Origin of the sequence: Citrobacter sp. CK191 (assembly GCF_030333435.1) — a bacterium.
In the GTDB taxonomy this organism is placed as follows: domain Bacteria; phylum Pseudomonadota; class Gammaproteobacteria; order Enterobacterales; family Enterobacteriaceae; genus Citrobacter_B; species Citrobacter_B koseri.
The window spans coordinates 334,086-350,627 of the sequence record NZ_JAOWFX010000033.1 but is presented as its reverse complement, the minus strand read 5'-3'; the positions used below and the strand labels follow the sequence as shown (position 1 = coordinate 350,627).

At 51.6% G+C, this 16,542-nt stretch carries 20 protein-coding genes; 9 read left to right on the top strand and 11 right to left on the bottom strand.

From position 1 onward, the window contains the following. Nucleotides 1-108 precede the first annotated feature (108 nt). Complete coding sequence (yniD, locus tag OGV82_RS19085; RefSeq protein WP_096753848.1) at nucleotides 109-216, top strand: small membrane protein YniD; 108 nt, start codon at nucleotides 109-111, stop codon at nucleotides 214-216. 189 nt (nucleotides 217-405) lie between these two features. Here yniD and OGV82_RS19080 read toward each other — a convergent pair whose 3' ends face one another. Further along, on the bottom strand, nucleotides 406-1,164 hold the full coding sequence (locus OGV82_RS19080) for a DUF481 domain-containing protein (RefSeq protein WP_012132613.1): 759 nt from the start codon (nucleotides 1,162-1,164) through the stop codon (nucleotides 406-408). A 287-nt stretch (nucleotides 1,165-1,451) separates the two neighbouring features. Here OGV82_RS19080 and pfkB point away from each other — a divergent pair, with 287 nt between their 5' ends. From pfkB to OGV82_RS19065, 3 genes are all read left to right on the top strand, one after another. Further along, on the top strand, nucleotides 1,452-2,381 hold the full coding sequence (gene pfkB / locus OGV82_RS19075) for a 6-phosphofructokinase II (protein ID WP_012132614.1): 930 nt from the start codon (nucleotides 1,452-1,454) through the stop codon (nucleotides 2,379-2,381). A 105-nt stretch (nucleotides 2,382-2,486) separates the two neighbouring features. Next, nucleotides 2,487-2,774 (top strand): type V toxin-antitoxin system endoribonuclease antitoxin GhoS, encoded by a 288-nt coding sequence (locus tag OGV82_RS19070; protein WP_012132615.1) that lies wholly within the window; start codon nucleotides 2,487-2,489, stop codon nucleotides 2,772-2,774. A 110-nt stretch (nucleotides 2,775-2,884) separates the two neighbouring features. Then, entirely contained in the window at nucleotides 2,885-3,745 is an 861-nt protein-coding gene (locus OGV82_RS19065; RefSeq protein ID WP_024130386.1) for a fructosamine kinase family protein, read from the top strand. A gap of 79 nt (nucleotides 3,746-3,824) precedes the next feature. Here the strand turns inward: OGV82_RS19065 and OGV82_RS19060 are convergent, their stop codons facing one another. Beyond that, nucleotides 3,825-4,361: a YniB family protein gene (locus OGV82_RS19060; protein WP_012132617.1), complete on the bottom strand. Its 537-nt coding sequence runs from the start codon at nucleotides 4,359-4,361 to the stop codon at nucleotides 3,825-3,827. Between the two features lie 148 nt (nucleotides 4,362-4,509). Between OGV82_RS19060 and hxpB the strand changes: the two genes are divergently transcribed. The 4 genes from hxpB (at nucleotide 4,510) to tcyP (ending at nucleotide 8,300) form a co-directional block, all read left to right on the top strand. Then, on the top strand, nucleotides 4,510-5,178 hold the full coding sequence (gene hxpB, locus OGV82_RS19055; RefSeq protein ID WP_012132618.1) for a hexitol phosphatase HxpB: 669 nt from the start codon (nucleotides 4,510-4,512) through the stop codon (nucleotides 5,176-5,178). 148 nt (nucleotides 5,179-5,326) lie between these two features. After that, on the top strand, nucleotides 5,327-6,088 hold the full coding sequence (gene kduD, locus OGV82_RS19050) for a 2-dehydro-3-deoxy-D-gluconate 5-dehydrogenase KduD (RefSeq protein WP_047457368.1): 762 nt from the start codon (nucleotides 5,327-5,329) through the stop codon (nucleotides 6,086-6,088). An 85-nt stretch (nucleotides 6,089-6,173) separates the two neighbouring features. Further along, nucleotides 6,174-6,776 carry a metal-dependent hydrolase gene (locus OGV82_RS19045; protein ID WP_077956894.1) on the top strand — a complete coding sequence of 201 codons (603 nt, stop codon included), beginning with the start codon at nucleotides 6,174-6,176 and terminating at the stop codon, nucleotides 6,774-6,776. A 132-nt stretch (nucleotides 6,777-6,908) separates the two neighbouring features. Continuing rightward, nucleotides 6,909-8,300 carry a cystine/sulfocysteine:cation symporter gene (gene tcyP, locus OGV82_RS19040; RefSeq protein ID WP_047457375.1) on the top strand — a complete coding sequence of 464 codons (1,392 nt, stop codon included), beginning with the start codon at nucleotides 6,909-6,911 and terminating at the stop codon, nucleotides 8,298-8,300. Between the two features lie 49 nt (nucleotides 8,301-8,349). On the opposite strand, the gene cedA is transcribed toward tcyP, so the two are convergent. The 8 genes from cedA to osmE all read right to left on the bottom strand — a co-directional run bounded on the left by cedA (nucleotide 8,350) and on the right by osmE (nucleotide 14,698). Beyond that, a complete protein-coding gene (gene cedA, locus OGV82_RS19035; RefSeq protein ID WP_196050445.1) occupies nucleotides 8,350-8,613 on the bottom strand; it encodes a cell division activator CedA in 264 nt (87 codons plus the stop codon). A gap of 176 nt (nucleotides 8,614-8,789) precedes the next feature. Beyond that, entirely contained in the window at nucleotides 8,790-9,548 is a 759-nt protein-coding gene (gene chbG / locus OGV82_RS19030; protein WP_047457377.1) for a chitin disaccharide deacetylase, read from the bottom strand. A gap of 12 nt (nucleotides 9,549-9,560) precedes the next feature. Next, the gene (locus OGV82_RS19025) at nucleotides 9,561-10,916 is read right to left on the bottom strand and encodes a 6-phospho-beta-glucosidase (protein WP_012132625.1); all 1,356 of its coding nucleotides are present in this window, start codon (nucleotides 10,914-10,916) and stop codon (nucleotides 9,561-9,563) included. Between the two features lie 123 nt (nucleotides 10,917-11,039). Further along, nucleotides 11,040-11,882: a transcriptional regulator ChbR gene (chbR, locus tag OGV82_RS19020; RefSeq protein WP_012132626.1), complete on the bottom strand. Its 843-nt coding sequence runs from the start codon at nucleotides 11,880-11,882 to the stop codon at nucleotides 11,040-11,042. Between the two features lie 7 nt (nucleotides 11,883-11,889). Beyond that, nucleotides 11,890-12,240, bottom strand: coding sequence for a PTS N,N'-diacetylchitobiose transporter subunit IIA (gene chbA, locus OGV82_RS19015; RefSeq protein WP_012132627.1), 351 nt, complete (start codon nucleotides 12,238-12,240; stop codon nucleotides 11,890-11,892). A gap of 50 nt (nucleotides 12,241-12,290) precedes the next feature. Then, nucleotides 12,291-13,649 carry a PTS N,N'-diacetylchitobiose transporter subunit IIC gene (gene chbC, locus OGV82_RS19010; protein ID WP_012132628.1) on the bottom strand — a complete coding sequence of 453 codons (1,359 nt, stop codon included), beginning with the start codon at nucleotides 13,647-13,649 and terminating at the stop codon, nucleotides 12,291-12,293. 86 nt (nucleotides 13,650-13,735) lie between these two features. Continuing rightward, nucleotides 13,736-14,056 carry a PTS N,N'-diacetylchitobiose transporter subunit IIB gene (gene chbB / locus OGV82_RS19005; RefSeq protein ID WP_024130389.1) on the bottom strand — a complete coding sequence of 107 codons (321 nt, stop codon included), beginning with the start codon at nucleotides 14,054-14,056 and terminating at the stop codon, nucleotides 13,736-13,738. Nucleotides 14,057-14,356: 300 nt separating this feature from the next. Beyond that, the gene (gene osmE / locus OGV82_RS19000; RefSeq protein WP_012132630.1) at nucleotides 14,357-14,698 is read right to left on the bottom strand and encodes an osmotically-inducible lipoprotein OsmE; all 342 of its coding nucleotides are present in this window, start codon (nucleotides 14,696-14,698) and stop codon (nucleotides 14,357-14,359) included. Nucleotides 14,699-14,926: 228 nt separating this feature from the next. Between osmE and nadE the strand changes: the two genes are divergently transcribed. Next, nucleotides 14,927-15,757, top strand: coding sequence for an NAD(+) synthase (gene nadE / locus OGV82_RS18995; RefSeq protein WP_049008582.1), 831 nt, complete (start codon nucleotides 14,927-14,929; stop codon nucleotides 15,755-15,757). Nucleotides 15,758-15,855: 98 nt separating this feature from the next. On the opposite strand, the gene ves is transcribed toward nadE, so the two are convergent. Continuing rightward, entirely contained in the window at nucleotides 15,856-16,431 is a 576-nt protein-coding gene (gene ves / locus OGV82_RS18990; protein ID WP_012132633.1) for an environmental stress-induced protein Ves, read from the bottom strand. Between the last annotated feature and the right edge of the window lie 111 nt (nucleotides 16,432-16,542).

Below are 16,542 nucleotides of genomic sequence, written 5' to 3'. Positions count from 1 at the left end.
ATCAAAGCCGCAATCACGCCGAACTGTATGATGTAAATCAATTCCCTGACGCGCCATCGCTTTTGTTACACTGGGAGCATCAGTCCGATTTTGACAGGAAGAGAGAAAATGCCAACAAACCGCTTTGCCAAAAAACACTGGAAGATGGTTGTCGTATTGCTCCTCATTTGCGGCGCAATGTTGCTGCTCCGCTGGGCGGCGATGATTTGGGGCTAATATCCGAAGCGTTCGCCGAAAGTTAATTCCTGCGAATGAATAGAAAGCATCAATAATATGCACGTTCAACGCATTTTTATGAATGGCATTCGCCACGGAAAATATAAATATAATTTCACTTAGCGCGCAATCGCGATAAAAACGCTAATTTAAAAAGCCGGGTCGTGTTTAAAACAACCCGGCAGGCGATTACATCTTATACCCTAACGATACCGTCGTGCGGCGATCGGTATGTTCCGGCGCCGTTGCGGGCGGTTCGGAGTTCCAGGTCAGGTTATAAGCCACCTTTAAACCAAAATGCTCGTTGATCGCGACATTCAACGCCGTCTCTGAGTTGAGGGTGGTATCTTCAGCGCCGAAAACGGACACGCCCTGCGTAAATTTGGTGTTATCCGTCATCTGCCAGGCGTAGCTACCGGAAGCGTAGCCCAGCGGTTGGGTCTCGGTTTTGCCATCGGTATGTTCGTCATAGCGTACGCCAGGACCGAATTCAAAACGGAAGCTGTGCACCGGCCCGTTGAGGAACTGACGGCCATAACCGGCGGTCAGTGTGTCACGCTCACGATAACCGTTGTAACGGTCTGTCAGCCAGCTTGCCTGGCCAAACAGGTAATCGTAGTCGGTCATATTGAAACGGCTACGGCCGCCTACCGCGTATTTCTCCGAAGAACGTTCATCATTGGAGGATGTATTGCTGGCATTCCCCCACAGCGACCAGGCGGTAGTTGCACCGTACCAGGTCATCGTGGTGTCAGCCGTTAAAGAAGAACTTTTCGTGTTGCCTGACTGAGCAAGGTAGCCCGCATTCAGGTTACCTTCGAAGGGTTTCTTCGCAGTGGCGGGATCATCCATGACAGTAAAAACGGAATCATCAGCAGCGGCATGCATTGACGCAAATACGCCCCCTGCCAACATTAATGCAGCGGGTACTGTCTTCAAAAGCTTCATTTATAAAGAGTCCGTACAACAAAAAAAGAGACCGTTACGGTCCCGGAAACTTTCATAAGGATCAATGACAAACGATCCAGGAAAGGTAACAAATTATAAAAAGGCTCGAATAACATAGCAATGAATTCTTATTTCATTTTTTGAATAAGAGAGTTCCCAAAGCAGATATTTATTTATATATCTTTCTCCCGGTAATTTTAAATAAATATCCAGTAAATCATATTGTTAATTACTTCCCTTTCCGGGCATTCAGTGCCAGACTGAAGTCAGCCTAACAGGAGGTAAAGATGATACGTATCTATACGTTAACACTTGCGCCCTCTCTCGATAGCGCAACAATCACCCCACAACTCTATCCCGAAGGGAAACTTCGCTGTTCATCACCCGTTTTTGAACCTGGCGGCGGCGGAATCAACGTTGCCCGCGCGATTGCCCATCTTGGCGGAACCGCAACCGCGATTTTCCCCGCTGGCGGCGCGACCGGCGAACATCTGGTCGCACTTCTGGCCGATGAAAACGTCCCCGTCGTCACCATCGATGCCAAAGACTGGACGCGACAAAACCTGCATGTTCATGTGGAGTCCAGCGGGGAGCAATATCGCTTTGTCATGCCCGGCGCCGCACTCGACGATGACGAATTTCGCCAGATTGAAGAACAGGTTCTGGAGATCGAATCCGGCGCCATTTTGGTTATCAGCGGGAGTCTGCCGCCCGGCGTCAAGCTGGAAAAACTGACGCAGCTTATTGCCGCCGCGCAGAAACAGGGCATCCGCTGCATTATTGATAGTTCGGGCGATGCGCTCAACGCGGCGTTATCTCTCGGCAATATTGAACTGGTCAAACCGAACCAAAAAGAGCTGAGCGCGCTGGTCAATCGCGAACTCACGCAGCCTGACGATGTGCGCCAAGCGGCGCAGGAAATCGTGAAGAGCGGCAAAGCGCGCCGCGTCGTTGTATCTCTGGGGCCACAGGGGGCGCTGGCGGTGGATAGCGAAAGCTGCGTCCAGGTTGTTCCCCCTCCCGTCAGAAGTCAAAGTACCGTCGGCGCGGGCGACAGCATGGTTGGCGCAATGACGCTAAAACTGGCGGAAAACGCCTCGCTGGAAGAGATGGTGCGTTTCGGCGTCTCGGCAGGCAGCGCGGCGACGTTGAATCAAGGAACACGTCTGTGTTCCCGGGACGATACGCAGAAAATCTACGCCTGGCTTTCTCAGTGATCGGCCATCCCCCTCCTTATTACGAGGGGGTTTCAGCGGCAAAGCTATCAGCATACGAATTAACCGACTATGCTAAAAAATCATGTGATTACAAAGAGGTGATTTATGGCCAGTGGTGATGTCATCCGCTATGTCATAACCGTGAAATTTCATGAAGACTCGCTGACAGAGATTAACGAGTTGAACAACCATCTGACGCGGTGCGGTTTTCTGCTCACCATGACCGACGAGCAAGGGCATGTGCATGAACTGGGTACCAACACATTTGGTTTTATCAGCGCCCTGAGCGAAGATGAGATCGCCGCGCTTACCGCCGGGCTGGCGGAAAGCGCTTTAGATAAGAAACCAGAAATATCGGTCATGACATGGGAGGAGTGGACTAAAGACCGATAATATCAGTGCCATTGTGCAAAAACGCGTCTACGGTGTGCGTTAGCTCGTGTTTTTTCACCGCATTTATGCGCTAACCTTATGATCTGGCAGACAACATGGGGAGAGACATCATGTGGCAGGCTATCAGTCGTCTTTTAAGCGAGCAATTAGGTGAAGGCGAAATCGAACTGCGTAATGAACTGCCCGGCGGAGAGATCCATGCCGCATGGCATTTACGCTATGCGGGACGCGATTTTTTCGTCAAATGTGATGAAAGAGAGCTCCTTCCCGGCTTTACGGCGGAAGCTGACCAGCTGGAGCTGCTTTCCCGCAGTAAAACCGTCACCGTCCCGAAAGTCTGGGCGCAGGGCTCAGACAGAGACTACAGTTTTCTGGTGATGGATTATCTCCCTCCCCGTCCTCTGGATGCCCACAACGCCTTTATCCTCGGTCAGCAACTTGCCCATTTACATGAATGGAGCGACCAGCCCCAGTTTGGCCTTGATTTTGATAACGCCCTTTCCACCACGCCTCAACCCAATGCCTGGCAACGACGCTGGTCAACATTTTTTGCCGAACAACGCATTGGCTGGCAGCTTGAACTGGCGGCAGAAAAAGGCATCGCATTTGGCAATATCGATGCGATCGTTGAGCATGTTCAGCAGCGTCTGGCCTCGCATCAGCCGCAGCCTTCGCTGCTGCACGGCGATTTATGGTCAGGAAACTGCGCGCTTGGGCCTGATGGCCCCTATATTTTCGATCCCGCCTGTTACTGGGGCGACAGGGAGTGCGATCTGGCCATGCTGCCGCTGCATACCGACCAACCCCCGCAGATCTATGATGGCTACCAGTCTGTTTCTCCGCTACCGCTGGATTTTCTGGATCGCCAGCCGATTTATCAGCTCTATACCCTGCTCAATCGGGCGAGACTGTTTGGCGGGCAACACCTGGTGGTGGCGCAAAAAGCGATGGAAAGGTTGCTGGCGGCATAGCTATTGTGCCGAATGACAGCTTACAGATGCACTGAACCACAGGCCCGATAAGCGAAGCGCTATCGGGCATTTTTCATTGCTACACAAATCCAAGAAGCGAAAAGAAAACGTAGCCCAACACGATGATAATCACCGGCAGGATATAAAGCGGGAAAAACTGTAAGAAGATCGTGTGATGCGGAACCACGATGCGCGACTCAATTTGCTCGCGTGACAACCCCTCGCTGCCTTTCGCTTTTTCCAGAATAAGCTGATCTTCAACCCCTTCGCGAAGAAAACGCGCCTGGCGGCTCATCCTGGCGCCTGAGTCCTGCAATGCCAGGCCAACGAAAATCAACACAAAAATCACCCAGAAAACAATGTTCAGACTGTGTTGAAAATCCGGTGTCGGCGAGTTATACCAGAACAGGTTCAGGAACGCGGTATTCGCCCGCATCATATCAATCATAACGTGAGTAAAATCAAGCATCACCGCGTTAATCCCTTCCTGCTTTTCGCTGTGCTCATACATAAACTTCAGCAATGAAACCAGTGTGGAAATAAGCGCGGGGATAAAAATCACCCATCCCAGAATCCTTTTTAAGACAGCAATGCGTCCAGCTTGTTGATACGTCATGAGTTCCCCTTGATAAAGACGCGTCGTTTTGGCCTAAGTCTACCTGCTGATAACCAATTTCGCCTGTTCTTTAAAGGCGCTATGATACGTCATTAGCCATAATAAGCGCTTAATCCATTGTGTTTTCACCTCAAAAGGAGAGGTTGTAATGTCAACCCCGCGTCAGATTCTTGCTGCAATTTTCGATATGGATGGACTACTGATCGATTCCGAACCGCTTTGGGATCAAGCTGAACTGGAGGTCATGGCAAGTTTAGGCGTAGATATTACCCGCCGCCATGAACTCCCGGATACGCTGGGTTTACGCATCGATATGGTTGTTGACCTCTGGTACGCCCAACAACCGTGGAATGGGCCAGACCGTCAGGCGGTTACCGACCGAATCATTACCCGCGCCATTTCACTGGTTGAAGAAACTCGCCCGCTGCTCCCCGGCGTGCGCGAAGCGGTCGCGCTGTGCAAATCTCAGGGGTTAATGGTCGGTCTGGCCTCCGCTTCCCCCCTGCATATGCTGGAAAAGGTGTTGACCATGTTTGATCTGCGTGAAAGTTTCGATGCCCTGGCCTCTGCGGAAAAACTGCCTTACAGCAAGCCGCATCCGCAGGTATACCTCGATTGCGCGGCCAAACTGGGCGTTGACCCGTTAACCTGCGTTGCGCTGGAAGACTCCGTCAACGGCATGGTCGCCTCAAAAGCGGCGCGAATGCGCTCAATTGTTGTTCCGGCGGAAGAAGGCCAGCACGACCCGCGCTTTGCCCTTGCCAACGTCAAACTGACTTCGCTGGCTGAACTGACCGCAGCGCATCTGCGCGGTTAAATAGCGACGGGCGGTGGCGACATTGCCCGTTTTGCTACGCACATCTGCTTTATAAAACACTGTTTCATTTTTTATTGTATTCCTTCACCGCCTCTTCTATCCTTTTCTCAGGGCAAAAAACTGATAAAAACCGATAGCCGAGGTGAACATGATTCTGGATGCGTTTAGTCTTGCAGGTAAAGTCGCGATAGTGACCGGATGCGATACCGGGCTTGGGCAGGGTATGACGCTGGCGCTGGCGGAAGCAGGCTGCGACATCGTCGGCGTTAATCGCAAAGTCCCCCACGATACGGCAGCAAAAGTGGCGGCGCTCGGACGCCGTTTTATGGCGATCCAGGCCGACCTGAGCCAGCAACGCGCTATCCCGGCTATTGTCGCGCAAACGGTCGAACAGTTTGGCCGAATTGACATTCTGGTGAACAACGCCGGGACGATCCGCCGCGAAGACGCGCTGTCGTTTAGCGAGAAAGACTGGGACGATGTGATGAATTTGAATCTCAAATCCGTGTTCTTTCTCTCTCAGGCCGTCGCACGGCAATTCCTGAAGCAAGGTGATGGCGGGAAGATTATTAATATCGCCTCAATGCTTTCATTCCAGGGCGGCATTCGCGTTCCTTCTTATACCGCGTCGAAAAGCGGCGTATTGGGTATCACGCGGTTGCTGGCGAACGAATGGGCGGAACATCACATCAACGTGAACGCCATCGCTCCCGGTTATATGGCGACGAACAATACGCAACAGCTGCGGGATGACGCCGCACGCAGCAAAGAGATTGTTGACCGCATTCCGGCCGGACGCTGGGGCACACCTGCCGATCTGCAAGGCCCGGTTGTCTTTCTCGCTTCTTCGGCGTCTGATTACGTTCACGGCTATACCCTCGCCGTCGATGGCGGCTGGCTGGCGCGCTAATTCATGTCATTTGTGACATAGAGTTACAACGTCACCTCTTCCGCCTACTGTATAAAAACCCTATACTGTATGAATTGACAGTTTATTGGGTTTTATCATGACGGCGGAAGGCCACCTTCTTTTTTCCATTGCCTGCGCAGTGTTTGCCAAAAATGCGGAATTGACGCCGGTTCTCGCTCAGGGCGACTGGTGGCATATTGTCCCTTCGGCCATCCTGACCTGCCTGCTGCCCGATATTGATCATCCAAAATCATTTCTTGGCCAGCGTCTGAAATGGATATCAAAACCTGTCGCGCGCGCGTTCGGCCATCGCGGGTTTACGCACAGCCTGTTCGCCGTGTTCGCTATGCTTGCCCTTTTCTACCTGAAAGTGCCGGAGAGCTGGATTATTCCGGCCGATGCCCTGCAAGGAATGGTGCTCGGTTATTTAAGCCATATTCTGGCCGATATGCTGACCCCGGCGGGCGTTCCCCTGCTCTGGCCCTGCCGCTGGCGCTTCCGTCTACCGATCCTCGTTCCGCAAAAAGGCAATCAACTGGAGCGTTTTTTATGCATGGCGTTATTCGTGTGGGCTATCTGGATGCCGCAGACAATGCCCGAAAACAGTGCAGTGCGTTGGTCGTCGCAGATGATTAATATGCTGCAAATGCAGTTCGATCGCTTTATAAATCACCAGATTGCTGAGTAAACCAGCATAAATGTCATTTTTGGCATAAACAATTCCATTTGAATATAAGAGGTCGGTCACAGTTCTGCTAACCTTGCGCCAACAGGATCGCTGTCACACGGCGATACGTATAAAAAAATCAGGAGAACGGGGATGAATTTTCCATTAATCGCGAACATCGTGGTGTTCGTTGCACTGCTGTTCGTGCTGGCGCAAACTCGCCACAAACAGTGGAGTCTGGCAAAAAAAGTGCTGGTCGGTCTGGTGATGGGCGTGATCTTCGGTCTCGCCCTGCACACCGTTTACGGGTCTGACAGCCCGGTACTAAAAGACTCCGTTCAGTGGTTCAACATCGTCGGCAACGGCTATGTACAACTGCTGCAAATGATCGTCATGCCGCTGGTCTTCGCGTCTATTCTCAGTGCCGTTGCGCGTCTGCATAACGCGTCTCAGTTGGGTAAGATCAGCTTTCTGACCATTGGCACGCTGCTTTTCACTACCCTGATTGCCGCACTGGTGGGTGTACTGGTCACCAACCTGTTCGGTCTGACGGCGGAAGGTCTGGTGCAGGGCGGCGCGGAAACCGCGCGTCTGAACGCCATCGAAACCAACTATGTTGGCAAAGTCGCCGACCTCAGCGTGCCGCAACTGGTGCTGTCGTTTGTGCCGAAAAACCCGTTTGCTGACCTGACCGGCGCAAACCCGACTTCCATCATCAGCGTGGTGATCTTCGCGGCATTCCTCGGCGTCGCGGCGCTGAAACTGCTGAAAGACGACGCGCCGAAAGGCGAACGCGTGTTAATCGCTATCGATACCCTGCAAAGCTGGGTGATGAAGCTGGTGCGCCTGGTAATGCAACTGACGCCATATGGCGTACTGGCGCTGATGACCAAAGTCGTCGCAGGGTCTAACCTACAGGACATCATCAAACTGGGTAGCTTCGTGGTCGCGTCTTATCTTGGCCTGATCATCATGTTTGTGGTGCACGGTATCCTGCTGGGCGTCAACGGCGTTAGCCCGCTGAAATATTTCCGTAAAGTATGGCCGGTTCTGACGTTCGCCTTTACCAGCCGCTCCAGCGCCGCGTCCATTCCGCTGAACGTGGAAGCGCAAACGCGTCGTCTGGGCGTACCGGAATCCATCGCCAGCTTCTCCGCCTCTTTTGGCGCGACGATTGGTCAGAACGGTTGTGCAGGCCTGTACCCGGCTATGCTGGCGGTGATGGTTGCGCCGACTGTCGGTATTAACCCGCTTGATCCGGTCTGGATTGCCACCCTGGTCGGTATTGTGACCGTCAGCTCTGCCGGTGTCGCGGGCGTCGGCGGCGGCGCCACCTTCGCTGCGCTGATCGTCCTGCCTGCGATGGGCCTGCCGGTCACGCTGGTCGCGCTGCTGATTTCCGTTGAACCGCTGATCGATATGGGTCGTACCGCGCTGAACGTGAGCGGCTCAATGACTGCCGGTACGCTGACCAGCCAGTGGCTGAAGCAGACGGACAAAACCCTTCTGGACAGTGAAGACGATGCCGAACTGGCACATCATTGATCCCGCGTGATGAAAAAACCGCCTTAATCAGGCGGTTTTTTTATGCGAATTATTCGGCTATCTCATTTTCCTGGCGAACCTGATTCGCCCATCGCTGCGCCGACTCAGGAACGGTAAATGCAGGCGATCGCTGAAATGCCTCCCCCATTAAGATAAAGGCGACATACTTTCCGCGCAGTATCCATACGTCACGAAACGCGTCCATTTTTATCGCATGTTCTGGCGGCGCGGGCTCCACGCGTGGAACATAGCTGATAACCGGGCGATTTTGTTGGCGAAGAGGTTTCATCATCAGTTGTTTCACTAAAGGCAAATGCTAAAAATCAGAAAAACACTATCTTAGCTGATTTTGCCCCCGTTCGTCCCGCCTTGCATGTGCGGTTTACGCTGATGGCGACGCACCGCGTCTGGTCACGGGCGGGTAAAACAAGCGCCGTCAGGCTGACGGCATAAAAAATGCGGCGCAGCAATGCGCCGCAAACTCAGGAGTCAGACATCAAGAAAACTGCCGAGACGATACCCACGTTCCGCAATCGCATACTTCAGCGACGCAGACGTCAGCACGTCAAGCTCAGTCAAGCGGGGGTAACAATAGGCGCTCTGACGGATGATATTGTCGATGAACGCCGGATGACACATCACTTCCAGTGACTTTTCGCCTCTGTCAGCAGAGGCATCCAGCACCTGAAGAAACAGCGCTTCTGAAATAGCGTCGCCGTAAAACTCGCTGCTGAATCCCTGCGAGCTGCGTAACGCTACCGGCAGATCGTCAGCATTAAGCACCGACTGGCGATCGATACGCAGAGCAACGCCGCGTTCTGCCGCAAACTGTGCCACAATGGGAAAAATTTGCGGGAACATATGCACATGGTGATGACTGTCCAGATGCGTTGGCTCACGGCCAAAAAGGTCGATAAAACGCTGATACTGACACTCCAGCTCATGCGAAATTTCATCCAGCGGCAAGGTCTCTTCCTCGGCCATTTGCCAGATCCATTTTCCCAGCAGCCCTTCACGCGTCAAACCCGGCATTGCCGTCAGCGGCTTCCCTAAGGTGAGCACAAAATGCATCCCCACCGCCAGTTTCGGCACGTCACGGCACAATTGCGCCGCATGGTCGATGGCTTCACCATTGACCAGCGCCGTTGTGGACGTCACAACGCCATTCCGACAAGCCTCGACAATGCCGTAGTTTTGTCCCTTGCTCAGGCCAAAATCATCCGCATTCACAATCAATAAGCGTTCCATACCCAACCTCTGTTAGTGTTGTGCGCCTTTGAGTTTCTCGATGCATTCCGCAAAATTCGGCAGCCACTTCTCGTGGGCCAGAATCAACTCCCGCGCCAGGGTTTCCGCATCGCGATCGGAGTGCACCAGCGGGCTCAGGTTAAGCGCTAACAGCACATCATTGAACTCACCGCTCAGCGCCGCCTTACTGGCTGCGACTTCAAACCCTTTGATGGTATAGATGAGGCCCAGCACTTTTTCATCGAAATGCGTGATGCGCGGGTGCGGCGTCGCCCCATTCCGCCCTAATGTGCAGGTCATCTCCACCGCCCAGTCAGCAGGGATATTATCCACATGACCATGATGCGGGATATTAACGTAGTGTTCCGTCTGCTTATCGTTATAGATAGCGTTAATCACTTCACATGCGGCGTCGGAATAGTAAGCCCCACCGCGCTGCTCCAGCTCTTTCGGTTTGATGTTCAGCTCTGGATTTTTATAAAGATCGAAGAGCTGTTTCTCAACCTTCTGCACCACCTGAGCGCGCGCGCCGCCTTTATAGTATTCGCCCATTTCAATCGCCAGCATCTCTTTTTGCTTGAAGTAGTAAAGCAGGTAGGAGCACGGCAGCATATTCAGCGAGCGAATAAGCCCTTCGCTAAACGGCAGGTCAAAAATATTTTTCACCGTTGACGCTTTTAACTGCCCGGACGCCACGCCATCCAGCAGTTCAGCAAAGCGCGATTCGCCATTCACCAGTACGTCTTTAATGAACACCATGTGGTTGAGGCCAAACAGGTCGATCGACAGATCGTCGCTGTCTTGCAATGCCAGCACGTCATGGATGAACATTTTCATCCCCACGGGGATATTGCATACGCCGATGAATTTCTTAAAGTGGGTGTGGCGATAAACCGCTTCTGTCACCATGCCTGCCGGGTTAGTGAAGTTAATGACCCACGCGTTCGGGCACAGTTCTTCGACATCTTTCACGATATCAAAGATAACCGGGATGGTGCGCAACCCTTTGAACAGACCGCCTGCGCCGTTGGTCTCTTGCCCCAGATACCCGTGACTTAGCGGAATGCGTTCATCCTGTTCACGGGCTTTCAGCTGGCCCACGCGCAGTTGCGTAGTGACGAAATCTGCCCCTTGCAAAGCTTCGCGACGATCCAGCGTTTTGTATAATTTCAGCGGGACACCGGCTTTGTCGATCATGCGCTGGCAGAGGTCAAAAATAATATCCAGCTTCTCTTTTCCGTCTTCAACATCCACCAGCCATAATTCAGAAACCGGCAATTCATGATAACGCTTAATAAAACCTTCCAGTAATTCAGGGGTGTAGCTGCTCCCGCCACCAATTGTGACGACTTTTAATTTCTGGCTCATACTTTCTCCCTTCAGTGTAAAAACACTGGCGTGTATTACGCTCTGCCCGTTCGTCAGGTATGGCGCGGACGTCCCGCGCTATTCAGGGCAAGCGATAAAATCGTGTTGTCAGGTCAATATTGTTTACTGATTAAATTCAGTTAATTTTTTACGATAACTGTTCGGTGTAAATGAGGTCAGCTTTTTAAACGTTTTAATAAACAGACTTGGGCTACTGTAACCCGCCTCATACGCTATATCCGTTACGGAGTAGTTGGTCATTTCCAGCTGTTTTTTCGCAAAATTAATACGGATCTCATTAATAATCTGCATTGGCGTTTTGCTGTAATAACGCTGCGTTGCGCGGGTCAGATACTCCTGAGATTTTGCGGACAGGTGCACCATATTTTCCAGCGCGTTTTCACCAAACTGCGTTTTGTCGTGCATTGTCTCCACGGTCGCTTTCAGCCATTGCGGAATATCGTCAATCACCTGCTCTTCACGGTGATGGCGCAGCCGGTTAATGATGTAGAAGGTGACCACTTCTACAAACTCATCTAACCCGTTTCCCCGGAAGTTCAGCGACGCGATAACCGTTTCAATATAAGTCAGAAAAGCGCTGTTGACCCGGTATACCTGAGACGCAACAAAACAAAACGGTAATAAAGGATGATAGTGTTGTTCAAAAAAACGCTTACTGATACCAACGTTAAGAATACGCGTGGCGCCGAACTCATAGAAACTCTGGTGGTGCGATCCCAACGGGATAAACACGAAATCACCACGCTCCAGCAGCACACGTTTACCGTTGATTTCCTGATAGTAGCGCCCCGTTAACACCAGGGTAAATTCATAATAATCATGCTGATGCAGCCCACTGATGCTCTCAGTTTTGTTATAGATAAACACATGGAAATTCTTGCCGTTAAAAAGCTGTTGCTCACGAGCGGTGGCGATCTCCGGTGCGTTAACCTGTAGCTGCATCATTTATTCCTCACTGTTCCAGCTTCTCGTGAAGCTCGATTAACTCTGTAACCAGTTCCCGCGCTAACATCGACGTCATCAGGTGATCCTGAGCATGAACCAGCACCAGGCTGACTTTCATTTTACCTTCGCCCTGATCGCCTTCAATCAGTTTCGTCTGCACGAGATGCGCTTCATTGAGCGCCATCCGCGACTGCTCCATCATCGTTTTTGCCGCAGCAAAATCACCCTGCTTGGCCTGTTTCAGCGCCGCATAAGCCAGGCTGCGCGCCTGACCGGAGTTGATGATAAGCCCCATCACCACTTCTTCGAGTTCTTCAGCCTCTGACGGCGTACCCGCTACGTTTTCGAGATCCAACATACGTTTTCCTCTGGTTCAGCCCGGCATGGGGAGACCATGCCGGATTAAATTTAAAATTTCAGTGCGTTAGCGATTTCTTCTTCGCTTTCTTCTTGCTCAATTGCATTCTGCGCTTTGTTGGCGACAACCACGAAAGGCAGATAAATCAGCGTCGCGACGCCCAGGTTGAACAGTGCGACCAGCAGAGCGGCAACGCTGCCGTTGGTGTTAAAGAACGCTCCCAGACCGGTTGGCATCGTCCACGGCGCGATGTTGGTAATCGGCGGGATAATCCCCAGGTAATACGCAATCAGCGTAATGGCGGCCAGAATCGGCTGAACCAGAATGAACGGGATAAACATCACCGGGTTCATAATAATCGGCAGGCCGAACAGAATCGGTTCGTTAATCTGGAAGATACCGGACGGCAGCGCCAGTTTTGCTACCTGGCGGTAATCCGCACGACGCGAGGCCAGGAAGATAGCGATAATCAGACCCAGCGTCGCGCCACTCCCTCCGAGGAAAATATAGGAATCGAGCATCGGTTTCGCCCAGACGTGGAACGTCTTCCCGGCTTCCAGCGCCGCATCCACGGAACCAAACTGCTGATAGATGGCGATGTTTTCCAGCGCCCACGGGGTCATAATACCGCTGTCCAGCGCGGTCAATGCCAACGAGCCGTGGATACCAAAGAACCACAGTAGCGGAACAAACAGCACATAGGCCCAGCCAACCACGCTGCCCAGCGATGCCAGCGGCGTAGAAATGGTATCCATAATGATCTGGTGGAAGTTAGAACCGTAGTTCGCCAGCGCCCACGCAATGATCCCCATAATGGAGAGAATAATAAAGCCAGGAATTAACGCCGAGAATGAACGGGAAACCGACGCCGGGACGCTGTCCGGTAATCTAATGACCCAGTTGCGGCGCACAATAAAGGTAAACATTTCCGCCACGACCAGACCAATAATAATACCGGAGATAATATTCGCACCGCCCAGCCAGTTCGCGCCAACCGCATAAGCTTCGCCTACGCTATATGGCGTAACGGTCATAAAGGCCGCCACGGATAACAGCCCCGCCGCCAGCGCATCAACTTTACGCTCTTCCGCCAGCGCCATTCCGATAAAGAACGGCGCCATTAACGACATAATACCAAGCGTACCGTTATAGACGTTTCCGCCAATGCCTTTTAAGCCATTCAATGTTTCAATGGTGGAAGCATCAAGCCGAATGCCTAAAGAATAAAAAAACGACCCCTCCCCAAAACTCAGGAAAACGTTGTTGATTAATACAAACATGGCCCCCGCAAGGGTTAACGGCATTAAGCGAATAAAGCCGTTTTTGATTGCATTAACGTGCGGCTGCTTTCCTATTTTAACAGCAAAAGGAAGGAGTACCTTTTCAAGTGAAGCAATGACGTTACTCATAGAAAAATACCCTTAAATACCGCAATAAAATATTGCGGTGAATGTTTATGAAATAACTCTTTGACGGGAAAAATTAAAACAAAAAATTAATTTGCAGCGGCTTTTTTAATTGCTGCGACAGCAGCCTTAAGCACGCCTAAACCATCGACTTTGCCATACAGCAGCGAGTCAATCACTTCCACAGGTTTATTGGGTAACAAACGCTGAATTTCGGGTAACATATAAGCAATTTGTGGGCCTAATAACACGACATCCGCTGAAAGACCTTTTTCTCCTGCCAGCGTCTCAGGAAATGCTTCAATAATAACCGGCACTTCATATTTCTCAGCCTGAGCGCGCATCTTCGATACCAGTAAAGAAGTCGACATGCCCGCAGAACAAAACAGATAAATGTGTTTCTTTTCCATAAAAACGATCCTCATATGCGATTATCTGTTAGCCAGCCATTCCGCAAGCCTTAACCTGCATCCATGCACTGGACAACTTGCGTAACCGAATTTACTTTTTTAGGTGGCTGAAATGAGTATACGGGATAGAACTGGCGGATGGTATTTCTTTGACTAACAAAATTGTCTCTCATTGACCTGTTGTTATGACCCCTCTCACATTTCAGGCAAATATTTCGCGACAATAAATAAGATTATCCCAGGAACAAAAAAACCGGCACACAGGCCGGTTCATACATATGCTCAGGCAATATACAGTTGTTACTGCTTCGGAGCCTGCGGATCGGTGTCATACTCTGCACAGCTCTGGTAGCCGGAGTTAATCACATGACCAGTGTCATCCAGCGCGACAAAATAGGTTTCAGCTTTACCATCACGTTGACCCAGGATGTAGGTCTGGCAAGTACCGCGCGCGTGAATCATGCTCACTTCAGATGAAGGCTTACCGGCAATCTGCTCAACCTGCGACCGGCTCATCCCTTTTTTCACATCTTTTACTACAGGCTGGACAAATTGGTCTTTTGTACGATCGTACGCCGTACACCCTGCCAGCATAGTCATTACCGCCGCTGCACTCAGAATTCCTGCTATATTCTTGTTCATTTTCCGTCCTCTTGTTTATCAGCGTGTTATATAAGCCTGGAATACATCAGGGCTTTTTTCAAGCCCACAATCGATGCAACAAATCTTTCAGAAAATTCCAATTAAACAAAACGATGTCGTTTTAATGCCGTAAATTGCGCCACTCAGGCCGTGGAGTCTTGTCGTTTAGAGAGCAAAGCGTTAGCTTTAACGCAGTATATTTATTCTGAAAATCTTCGGAGGGGTTAAATGACGCTACAGCAAGAGATAATCCGGGCGCTTGGCGCAAAACCGCACATTAATGCAGAAGAGGAAATTCGCCGCAGCGTAGATTTCCTGAAAGCGTACCTGAAAACATATCCCTTCCTGAAATCCCTGGTACTGGGTATCAGCGGAGGGCAGGATTCGACGCTGACGGGCAAATTGTGCCAGACCGCAATTACTGAACTGCGTGAAGAGACAGGGAACGACGCCCTGCAATTTATTGCCGTGCGTCTGCCATTCGGCGTGCAGGCCGACGAGCAGGATTGTCAGGATGCGATCGCGTTTATTCAGCCGGACAGAGTCCTGACCGTCAATATTAAAGGCGCCGTTCTGGCCAGCGAGCAGGCGTTGCGTGAAGCAGGCATTGAATTAAGCGATTTTGTTCGCGGCAACGAAAAAGCCCGCGAACGCATGAAGGCACAGTACAGTATCGCCGGAATGACCAACGGTGTGGTGGTCGGCACCGATCATGCCGCCGAAGCGGTGACGGGCTTCTTCACTAAATATGGCGATGGCGGTACCGATATTAACCCGCTTTTCCGTCTGAACAAGCGCCAGGGAAAACAGCTGCTCGCCGCGTTGGGTTGCCCGGAACATTTATATAAGAAAGCGCCAACGGCGGATCTCGAAGACGATCGCCCTTCTCTGCCGGACGAAGCGGCGCTTGGCGTCACCTATGACAACATTGATGATTATCTGGAAGGGAAAACGCTGGATGCCAGCGTCGCGAAAATCATCGAAGGTTGGTATATCCGAACGGAACACAAGCGTCGCACACCCATTACGGTGTTTGACGATTTCTGGAAGAGATCATAATCGCCGGATGGCGACGTACCGTCTTATCCGGCCTACATCACTGTATAACGCCCGTAGGCCCGATAAGCGAAGCGCCATCGGGCGTCGTCCTGTTACACTTACTGGACGGTGTCCGGCGTATAACCCGGCAACCACGTAATCTCGCTAAACAACAGCTGTCCTTCTGGCTTCAACAACCGTAACGTGTGTTTCCCGTCATGCCAGCAGGCGCCCTGATCGGCGGTCAGGAGCTTGTCTCCCAGTTGCCAGGCGCCGCTAATAACAAACACAACGCCACCGCGCGAACCGAAGGTCGTAAACGTGCGATCGGCAACCCTGACCTTCGCCTTACAACGATCGCGTCGGGTCATGATATTGAGATCCATCGACATTTGCCCTTCCGACAGCGTAGCTTTCACGACGCTATCGCCTGCAAACGTGAACGGCTGATGTCGCTTGAGGGTATGGGTAAACGCATTCACGCCTTCCAGCATCACCTCTCCGCCTTCCAGTAACGTAATAACGCGCTCAACCCCAGGAAAAAGGGAAAACTCCCCGTTCCCGGCGATAGACGCAATACTGGCGCGCCAGTGAAAATCCCGCGTCGCCGGAGGAAAACAACAAATCTCGCGCGTTTCGCCCGCACCATTGCGCCAGAGGTTTACCGGCATTTTACGGATATCAAAGTATTCCATTATCACTCCCGAGAAGGACGCAGCGCCATAATATGGCACATTGTTGTTATCGGCAGCAGTGAAGATTTACCTTAACGAGAAGAAAAGAAAAACCGCCGATCCTGTCCACAT